Origin of the sequence: Candidatus Aquicultor secundus (genome assembly GCF_002791875.1) — a bacterium.
GTDB classification, from domain to species: Bacteria; Actinomycetota; Aquicultoria; order Aquicultorales; family Aquicultoraceae; genus Aquicultor_A; species Aquicultor_A secundus.
In genome coordinates this window covers 1-8,868 of sequence record NZ_PFNG01000037.1, presented here as the reverse complement: position 1 = coordinate 8,868, position 8,868 = coordinate 1, and the positions used below count along the sequence as shown (strand labels likewise).

11 protein-coding genes are annotated in these 8,868 nt (G+C 50.7%); 6 read left to right on the top strand and 5 right to left on the bottom strand.

Annotated features, from left to right (window positions below):
• Nucleotides 1-99 precede the first annotated feature (99 nt).
• Both COY37_RS01395 and COY37_RS01390 read left to right on the top strand, forming a co-directional pair.
• On the top strand, nucleotides 100-1,098 hold the full coding sequence (locus COY37_RS01395; RefSeq protein WP_286975663.1) for an NAD-dependent epimerase/dehydratase family protein: 999 nt from the start codon (nucleotides 100-102) through the stop codon (nucleotides 1,096-1,098).
• Between the two features lie 183 nt (nucleotides 1,099-1,281).
• Nucleotides 1,282-2,280: a carbohydrate kinase family protein gene (locus COY37_RS01390; RefSeq protein ID WP_286677612.1), complete on the top strand. Its 999-nt coding sequence runs from the start codon at nucleotides 1,282-1,284 to the stop codon at nucleotides 2,278-2,280.
• Here COY37_RS01390 and COY37_RS01385 read toward each other — a convergent pair.
• Both COY37_RS01385 and fliK read right to left on the bottom strand, forming a co-directional pair.
• Nucleotides 2,263-2,565, bottom strand: coding sequence for an EscU/YscU/HrcU family type III secretion system export apparatus switch protein (locus tag COY37_RS01385; RefSeq protein ID WP_286677613.1), 303 nt, complete (start codon nucleotides 2,563-2,565; stop codon nucleotides 2,263-2,265). The two genes, COY37_RS01390 and COY37_RS01385, sit on opposite strands and share 18 nt — an antisense overlap.
• Before the next feature lie 2 nt (nucleotides 2,566-2,567).
• Entirely contained in the window at nucleotides 2,568-3,758 is a 1,191-nt protein-coding gene (fliK, locus tag COY37_RS01380) for a flagellar hook-length control protein FliK (protein ID WP_286677614.1), read from the bottom strand.
• A gap of 152 nt (nucleotides 3,759-3,910) precedes the next feature.
• Between fliK and COY37_RS01375 the strand changes: the two genes are divergently transcribed.
• From COY37_RS01375 to COY37_RS01365, 3 genes are all read left to right on the top strand, one after another.
• Nucleotides 3,911-4,096, top strand: a complete 186-nt coding sequence (locus COY37_RS01375; protein WP_286677615.1) for a hypothetical protein — start codon at nucleotides 3,911-3,913, stop codon at nucleotides 4,094-4,096.
• Between the two features lie 111 nt (nucleotides 4,097-4,207).
• Entirely contained in the window at nucleotides 4,208-5,110 is a 903-nt protein-coding gene (gene dapA, locus COY37_RS01370) for a 4-hydroxy-tetrahydrodipicolinate synthase (RefSeq protein WP_286677616.1), read from the top strand.
• A gap of 127 nt (nucleotides 5,111-5,237) precedes the next feature.
• Nucleotides 5,238-5,714 carry a redoxin domain-containing protein gene (locus COY37_RS01365; RefSeq protein ID WP_286677617.1) on the top strand — a complete coding sequence of 159 codons (477 nt, stop codon included), beginning with the start codon at nucleotides 5,238-5,240 and terminating at the stop codon, nucleotides 5,712-5,714.
• A gap of 210 nt (nucleotides 5,715-5,924) precedes the next feature.
• Here the strand turns inward: COY37_RS01365 and COY37_RS01360 are convergent, their stop codons facing one another.
• The gene (locus COY37_RS01360) at nucleotides 5,925-6,434 is read right to left on the bottom strand and encodes a rhodanese-like domain-containing protein (protein WP_286677618.1); all 510 of its coding nucleotides are present in this window, start codon (nucleotides 6,432-6,434) and stop codon (nucleotides 5,925-5,927) included.
• A gap of 283 nt (nucleotides 6,435-6,717) precedes the next feature.
• Between COY37_RS01360 and COY37_RS01355 the strand changes: the two genes are divergently transcribed.
• Nucleotides 6,718-7,305: a hypothetical protein gene (locus COY37_RS01355; RefSeq protein ID WP_286677619.1), complete on the top strand. Its 588-nt coding sequence runs from the start codon at nucleotides 6,718-6,720 to the stop codon at nucleotides 7,303-7,305.
• Between the two features lie 101 nt (nucleotides 7,306-7,406).
• Here COY37_RS01355 and COY37_RS01350 read toward each other — a convergent pair whose 3' ends face one another.
• The gene (locus COY37_RS01350; protein WP_286677620.1) at nucleotides 7,407-7,724 is read right to left on the bottom strand and encodes a muconolactone Delta-isomerase family protein; all 318 of its coding nucleotides are present in this window, start codon (nucleotides 7,722-7,724) and stop codon (nucleotides 7,407-7,409) included.
• Between the two features lie 144 nt (nucleotides 7,725-7,868).
• Nucleotides 7,869-8,765 carry an HD domain-containing phosphohydrolase gene (locus COY37_RS01345; RefSeq protein WP_286677621.1) on the bottom strand — a complete coding sequence of 299 codons (897 nt, stop codon included), beginning with the start codon at nucleotides 8,763-8,765 and terminating at the stop codon, nucleotides 7,869-7,871.
• Nucleotides 8,766-8,868 lie beyond the last annotated feature (103 nt).

Genomic DNA, 8,868 nt, shown 5'->3' with positions numbered 1-8,868 from the left:
AACACCGCTTTCAAAGTATTATAATCATTGCAATAGTAGATCGTTCTCTTTTTGGGTATCTACAGGGTGAAATAATCCAATTTGCCACCAGGGGATACCATGAAACTACTTGTAACCGGAGCAGCAGGAGACATCGCGTTTCAGCTTATTCCCTCGCTTGTCCGGCAAGGACACAGCATAAGGGCGCTGGTCAGGTCCGAAAAAGAAGCGCGAAGCATTCAAAATCCCGCAATCGAGATTGTCGTTGCAGATATTACCAACCCTCAGTCTATTAGCGGAACGGCCGCCGACGTCGATGCGGTATTTCATCTTGCGGCCGCCCTCTTCGTCGCTGACCCCGAGGAAGACCTGAGAAAAATCAACTACGAGGGAACCATCAACGTGGCAAACGAATGCATCGCTCACGGCGTTAAAAGGTTCATTTTCCCCAGCTTCCCACTGGTTCTAGGGCCGCACACCGCCCCGTCACAACCCATCAACCCGGAGGATGCCGCCACCCAGCCAAACTGTTTTCATGCGCTTTACAAAAAGCTCTGCGAGCAGCACCTGCTTGTGCTGGCAGAACACGGAAAATTTTCGCCCACCATCCTCCGCCTGGGGACGGTCTACGGACCCGATATGCGCCTGATTAAAGCCCTGAAGTCCTTCATAAAGCAGGGGCTCTACCGGATACCGGGCGATGGCAACTACGTTTTCAGCCCGGTCCATGTCGATGATGTAGTCCAGGGGATGCTTTTGGCCTTGAACAGCGAAAAGGCGATCGGACAGATATATAATGTTGCCGATGATATGCCGGTCCGTTACAAAGAATTCGTCTTTATGCTCGCCGACCTCCTACAAGTACCAAGGCCTCAGTCGGTACCGATAGCCCTCTACCGGGTGCTCGCCGGCTTCGCCGCCCTATGGGCGCGCCTCACGAACACGGCGCCCCTCATCAACAACGATATGGTAACGTTCAGCACCTCAAGTTTCGCTGCGGATACGACTAAAACCAAGAACGAGCTTGGCTTTAAGCCGAACTACCCGACGATTGCCAAGGGCCTTCCAACATGCATCAATCGTCATCAAGGCTTAGAAAAACGTTCAATTGCAGCCTGATTTGGTTAAAAACAATAGAGAAGAAAAGAAACCCGAGATTTCGCTTTTCGCCGAAGCCGAACAGGGCCGCTGAAGTCGCTTGACAGACCCTATAAAAAGGTGTAGCCTTTCCTAACTAAACGGTTAAGATAAAACAACCGTGGGACTCGTTTTGTCACCACAGCTTCGGGAATATGTATTACTATGTTTGATGTCATAACATTAGGAAGCGCAAGCAGGGATATATTTTTCGTCACCAATCGGGCAAAGGTGCTGCCCGATCCCTCCAGCATCGAGGGGAAAATGATCTCTTTCGCCCTTGGGGCAAAGGTGTCGATTGAGGACGCCTACATCCATAACGGTGGAGGCGCCTGCAACACGACAACCGCCTTCGCCCGCCTCGGTTTGAGCGTTGCACCGTACATCAACGTCGGCAACGACGAGATGGGCGAACGAATCATCCTTGAGATGCTTCAGGAAGGCGCGGATACCGACTTTATCTGGGTTGACGAGGGTAAACGCACGGGTACCAGCGTTATTATCATCCCGGTAGGCGCCGGTGACCGCACGATCCTTTTCTACTCGGGTGCCAACCGTGACCTCAGGGTCCGCGATTGGGATAAAATCAACGACACCTCCTGGTTTTATATAGGCCCGATAAGCCGGCAGGCGCCGGATTTACACAGGCAGGCGATAGAGTTTGCGCACAGCAAGTCGATTAAAGTAGCAAATAACCCGGGTATAGGACAAATCGAGCGCGGCTATGAATATATGGCCCCGCTGCTCAAAATCATCGATGTTTTAATCGTCAACCGGACCGAGGCCACCCTCATCCTGCGATCAAAAGACCCCGATATCGTTATCTCGGATAACCGGCAGCTTGCAGGCGAACTCATGAAGACGGGGCCAGGAATTGTAGTTGTTACCTGCGGTGCCGAAGGCGCGTGCGTGACGAACGGTGAAGAGTTCTACCATCAGGATTCAATTAAAACAGAGGTTGTGGATGCGACGGGTGCGGGGGATGCCTTCGGCTCGACGTTCATCGCCGCTCTGACCATGGGACACGATTTGAAAACCTCGATATTTATGGCCGCGATAAACTCAGCTTCGGTGGTCGGCCATATCGGAGCACAGGACGGCCTGCTCAGGCAAGATGAGATCAGAAGAAAGGCCATGAATCTCGGATCAAAGACCCGCCTTTGAGAGCCGCCCGTCAAGGGCATAGATAAACGCAAGCACTTCGGCCACCACCCGGTAAAGCTCCTCGGGGATTTCTTTTCCAATATCAACGGCGCTTAACGCCTCGACAAGGGCGGCGTCCTCGTAAAGATCGACCCCGCTCTCTTTTGCCAGTTTCTCGATGCGCTCGGCCACATGCCCCGACCCCTTAGCCAGAACTTTTGGGGCGCCATCGTTAGCCGAGTCATACCCTAACGCGACGGCCTTGCGCGCTCTATTCGTCTTTTCGTTTTTTTTGTCCTTCTGCATGATTACGCCTTAAAATCTATGCCGGCAAGGTTCAAACCAAGCTTCTCTTCAATCAAGCTGACCGGGCTGTCTTCTTTTATCTCGAACGCAGCCATCTTGCCCACCTGATAACCCATATCCTCAAGGGATTGCTTAAGCCCGCCAAGCATACTCTCGGCGAGCCGTATCGCCTCCGTATTCTCAAGCGCCATCGAGAAGTTTACAAACCTGTCGGCCATCTCAAGCCACGCCCTGGTTTTACCAAGCGACGGCATGTCCAGGGCAAAGCCGATGGTAAAAACCGATGATTGTTGTGCGCCGCCCCTGCCATCAGGCGCTTTCTTAAATATCTTGACCTCGGCCGTACCCATATCCTTACCCAACCGCACGGGAAGCGGCAGATATATAAAGCCCTTTGCCGGTAGATCAACCGGTAGGTTCAGCGCCTCAGCCGCATGAAACATGCTTATCACCTTCTCGACCGATTCTTTCACTGCTGATAATATCCCAATACTGGTCAAATGCGGACGATTCCGGATAGTTGCGGTAAGCGCCGAACGGGATTGCAAAAGGCTTGCCTTGAGATCGTTGACGTCAACCCCGCCACCTTCAAGCAAAGCGAGCACACCCGCCTCATGGCTTATCGCCTTCGCCATCGCTTTCAGACTGCCCACTATCTCCTGCTTATCACCCGTAGTAACGATCAGCTCGTCGATTTCATCGAGCAATGCGCCAAGATTAAGCTCATCCGGCACATCCGTCTTGCCAAGCGCCGATGAAACAAGCTTCTCAAGCTCGGCAAAGCTTGCGCCCGTATCGATTTTCGACCCCCGGACAAGCGTTGCGATATTCTTGACATCGCTACTTTGCAGGCCGGAGTTTTTCAGTAGATACGCTACAAGATCGGCTTTGCCGTACTTTAAAGCGGCCGAGCCGGGGTTCTGCTCTGCGACTTGCTTTAAGACCACTTTCTCCGGACCCGCTTCGACAACGACCAGCGCCACCATTTGGCCGGGACTAAGAGAAAGATTCGTCGAAGCGCTGATGCGGGACCCGCCGATATTTAAAATAACGCTCTCCTGGGAGGCCGCAACAACCTTCGCCTGAATCGTATCGCCCGCCTTAAGAGCAACCTCACCGTCGGCGCTGTTCGACAAAGCCCTGATCAGCACTACATCTTTGATTCCCGGTAGGTTTATTCCCCCTGCTTGCATAGGTTCTCCAATCCGGCTTAAACTCACCAATCCGCTGCGATTCTTTATAGTATAGCGGAACCTGGGTGACCCTTGCGATAGGGCGCAATCAGGACATCCGCATGTTCTGGCATCATATGGTAATAATTGGCAATTTATGATACTATTGCTATATGAGCGATTCAAACAGCTGGACCGATGCCCAGCATGAAAAGCTAAACCGAATACACGATTTACTAAACGAAATAATCGACACGCATAAAAAAATGCAATCGCTTCTCTCCGAGTCGATCATAAAAAGCCAGACCGAGCGTGGCCTTCAAGAGATCGAGAATTTCTTACAGTCCGAAGGCAAGTAAGGCCCCATCCTCACTCGGACGGTATTCTTTCCAAAAAACACCTAATAATGCTTGACGCATTTACCCATGTAAAGGGTAAAATTGTAAGATGTATAACGAGGAGGAGTCAACATGAGGCAGAAGCAATGGGATCTAAGGGGATGCCTTATCCCTATCATTACACCATTTACCGATAACTATGAAGTCGACGAAGCCGGTCTTCGCACCCTGATAGACTATATGATCGATGAGCAGGCTGCCGCTGCAATCATCCCGTGCGGGACAACCGGTGAGTCGCCCACGCTCTCGCACGACGAGCACGTCAACGTGATAAAGATTACGGTCGATGCGGTTGCCGGGCGGGTTCCGGTTATCGCCGGCACCGGCTCGAACTCGACAAAAGAAGCAATAGAGATGACGAAAGCGGCCGCGGATGTTGGCGTGAACGCAACGCTCCAGGTCGGTCCCTACTATAACAAGCCGAGCCAGGAAGGCATCATAAAGCATTTTGAAGCCATAGCAGATGCGACCGATCTGCCGATAATCATCTACAATATCCCGGGCAGAACCTCGCGAAACATCGAGCCCGACACGATTTTCAAACTCGCCGAGCTCGACACGGTCGTCGGCCTGAAAGACGCCTCCGGCGACATCCTGCAGACGATGAAGATAATCAAAGCCACGCATGCCTCCAATTTCCATATTTACGCGGGAGAAGATGCGCTTACGTTCTCGCTTCTGTGCCTGGGTGGTCATGGAGCGGTTGCCGCTGTGGGCCACGTTATCGGCAAGGAAGTAGATCAGATGGTCAAACTTGTCGGCGAAGGCAGCATCGACGCCGCCCGCGATATCCACTTTAAAACCCTCGACGTGGTAAACGCGCTCTTCGTCGAGCCCAACCCGGTCCCGATAAAACAGGCTTTGACCTGGATGGGGCTACCTGCCGGCCCGGTACGACTCCCGCTTATCGGCATGACCGAAAAGGGCAAGGATGTACTTAGAAAAGCCCTTCTTGAGCTTGGTAAAATCAGCTAAGCCTGGATTGCCGTAGAGCAGCAACAAAAGACTTATGCAAAAGAAATTAAGACCATTAATCGGCATCAAGCATTACTCACCGCAATTATGGGAATATTCCACCTAACATTATGAATGGAGGTGGATTATGGCTCTCGAAATTGGAGAACTTGCTCCCGATTTTACGTTACCGGATCAGGACAGAAACAGTTGCCACTTCTCGGATTTGCGCGGCCGGAACATCTTGTTAGCCTTTTACACGCACGACTTTTCACCTGTCTGAACTTCGGAGTTCGGCCGTATCATCGAGCACTTACCCGAAATACGCCAGCTCGAAGCCCAGGTCGTGGGCATAAGCGCAGATAGCGAATGGTCTCACAAGGCATTCGCAGAAAAACTGGGGATCGATTTCCTCCTGCTTTCCGACTGGTTTGGAAATGTGGGCCGCCTTTTTGAGGTATGGAGCGAAGAAAAACAGCGGGAGAACCGCGTGATTTTCGTTATCGACTCGGCGGGCGTCATAACATACGCAAAAAGCTATCCCGACGATGTGGTGCCTGACATCGATGCGGCGATAGACGTCTTGAGGCGTCTCGCAAAAAGAGAGGAAAATTTGGCAAGCTAAAACCCTGTCGATCAACTACCGTACGACTAAGAACTAAAGCCTGAATATAAAGGTGAATATAAGCAGAATGGCCTTTTATAGGGCTGGGAATACAATAAAGGCGGGTTTTCACCCGTCTTTATTGCGTGGATATCTTCAGATACATTTAATTATACTCTTAACGCTACTATTGTAAATAGGTACTTAGCTGCCGCTTTACCAAGCGTCCTGCTAGTTTTGGGTTAACCCGTAAGTCCAACCCTCAACGCCGGCTGCAAGGTTATAGACCTTGGTATAACCGGATGCGACCAGAACCTGCGCGGCCTCGGCGCTTCTCGCACCGGAAGCACAGTACACAAGGACCGGCTTCGTCTTATCGATCTCTCCGATTCGTGAAGTAAGCTGGCCCAACGGAATCAGCTTTGCGCCCGCAATATAGCCCATCCTAAACTCATCCTCTTCCCTGACGTCGATGAGCTGGACCGATTTACCATCGATAAGCTGCTTGGCCTGTGCGGCGTCGATATTTTGATAGCCGGCCGCCTGCGGTTGCTGGGCCGGTTGCTGCGGCTGCGCTTGTAATTCCGACAGATCGGTCGGCTGTGCTTTCTGCGACTGATCAACACCCGTCTGGACGCCACTCTGGTCCTGAACCGTAGCCTGGTTCGATGAGCAGCCGGCTGCCACAAAGATTGATGCCGCCACGGCAAATATTGCGAGTAATTTCTTTAAGTTAAGCAATTGTTCTTACCTCCTGTGAGTTATTCATAGTTACTTATAATTACTAGTACTCGGCCACCTAATCCGTAACCGATACCATACCCCGGCTGGTACTAGCAAACACTTCTAAGCATTATAGCACGCGCTAGTGCTGTGTCGCCTATATTTTAGAGCAAACCAATAGAGGTTTCTATGGCCCCATGCAATTTATATCAGCCGTGTCTTATACTTGAAAGCTAGTGCAGTTTAAGGTACATTATCAGCAAATGTATTTTTTCACATTCGAGAGAAAGGAAGTCGGTTCGTGGATTTGAAAAAGATCCTTCCAATCGCAGTAATCGGTGTGGCAGTACTTGCCTTAGTGATTTTTGCGGCATTCGGACAGGGAGATTCTCCGTCGGTAAACACGGCTCAACCAGGCACGGGTACCCAGGTACCGCAAACCGGGCAATCAGGACAGGCCGCTCAACCGGGGGCGGCATCACCTCAGACAGGCGGTCAGCTAACTGCACCAAGCGCAGCGGCGCCTCAATCAAGCGCGCCGGTTAGCTCAAAAGATCCCGCAACAATCGTCCCGGCAACTATGACGCTTGACCAGTTCTGCGAAAAATATTACAAAGCATGGATAGCCAAAGACTGGAAAACCGCATATGACCTGCAATCTTATGCAAATAAGGGCCAGGGAGACGCTACCAGTTTCGGCCAGCAGCGTGAGGGCTACGGCCTCGTAGGCTATAAGGTCGGCACACCGGCCATTAACGGCAACGTAGCTAATGTACCCGTAACCATGAACCTAGGCACGAACGGCACTTGGATGGCGACCTGGACGTTTATCAAGAACGATAAAGGCCAGTGGACCGTACAGGGTTCGAAGAGCGGGCCTAGCCAATAATAATCCAACAAATGAAATAAATGAAATATAAGATAAACCAGGATTTGCAAATAAAAGCCGGCTACCACACCGGCTTTTATTTTTCGTCTTAAAGCCTGCGCTTACGCCGCCATCTGCCTTCTCATCCCGAAAACACCGGCCGCTTTCTCAAACGAGCGAAGAGCATCCGATAACGGGTAAACCTCAAAAACCGAGTAGTTGCTGAGCGGATAATCCTGCAACATATCATCAAGTTCCTCGTTCGACTCAACATTGTAAATCATGACGCTCGCCATTTCGCCCGACAACGCATAAGCCATCTCAATCTTTCCGCTGTCCATCATATCCCTAACCCAATCGCGGGTTTGCATGAACAGGGATTCACCTTCGGTCGGCGAAAGTTCGATACTTCCACCCCTGTCGATAACCAAAAACTTCATGCCGGCACCTCCAATGTAATAGCCCTTCAAACCATGGTCCAAATAATTCTTCAGACACTGATTTAAGTAGCAACTAAAGTAGTTCGCTACTTAATGTACCCAAATACTATTACTATTATGGGGAACAGCATGAAGTGAATTCAATTAACTGCGGACTGTCGAATCAGAGGGAATATTTTTAGGCTTTGAGGATCGAGAGGATTTCTGCTCTTGTTTAAGCATGCCGATAAAGATTTTGGCTATCTCCGGGTCGAATTGGCCGCCTGCGCCTTTTCGAATCTCCAGTATGGCCTGCTCTATGGGTAGCCCCTTGCGATATGGACGACTGGAGATCATTGCCTGGTATGCATCCGCAACAGCCAAAACGCGGGCTTCAAAAAATATATCATGTCCATGCATGCCCCGTGGATAACCCGAGCCGTCAAACCGCTCATGGTGTTGCAAAACGATCTCCGCAAGATCGTTAAAGCTGCGGATAGGTCGTAGGATTTCATACCCTTTAATCGGATGAAGCTTGATCTCATCGTACTCTTCGGGGCTTAGTGTGGACGGCTTACATAATACACCGCTGGATATTCCAATTTTGCCGACATCGTGCAGGAGGCCGGCGGTGTAAATCCGCTCCGCCCTATCTTTATCCAGCCCCATAACAAGGGCTATCTCTTGCGCAAGGGTTGCGACCTGCTCCGAGTGTCCGCGAGTGTATTTATCCTTGGCCTCTATAGCTTTTACCAAGGATTCTATTGTGTCGAGGTATGATTGCTCGAGCCTGTTAAACAATATGGCGTTCTCAAGCGCAAATGCGGCTCTTGAGCTAAGCAGCTCGAGTAATTGGATTTCCTTGTCGGTAAAGGAGCCCGCTGTCTTCTTTCCAATAGCGACCGTACAGGCCCTATCTTGCCTTAGGTTAATGGGTACGATGGCAATTGACTTTATCTCGGACTCGATGTGTTGCTTTACGTCATTTAAAGAGTTCTTTTTTAGAACCCTGGTTTTACCTTTTACAAGAATGTCATAGATAACCTCGCAACCGTTGCTCATGCTTTTGGATATGAGCCCGCCAGCTTGAACCAGTAGCTAAGAGTGAATGGCAACCTGTAGAATCGAGGTAATGAAAGGAATGGTTGCCATGGGAAGAACACGA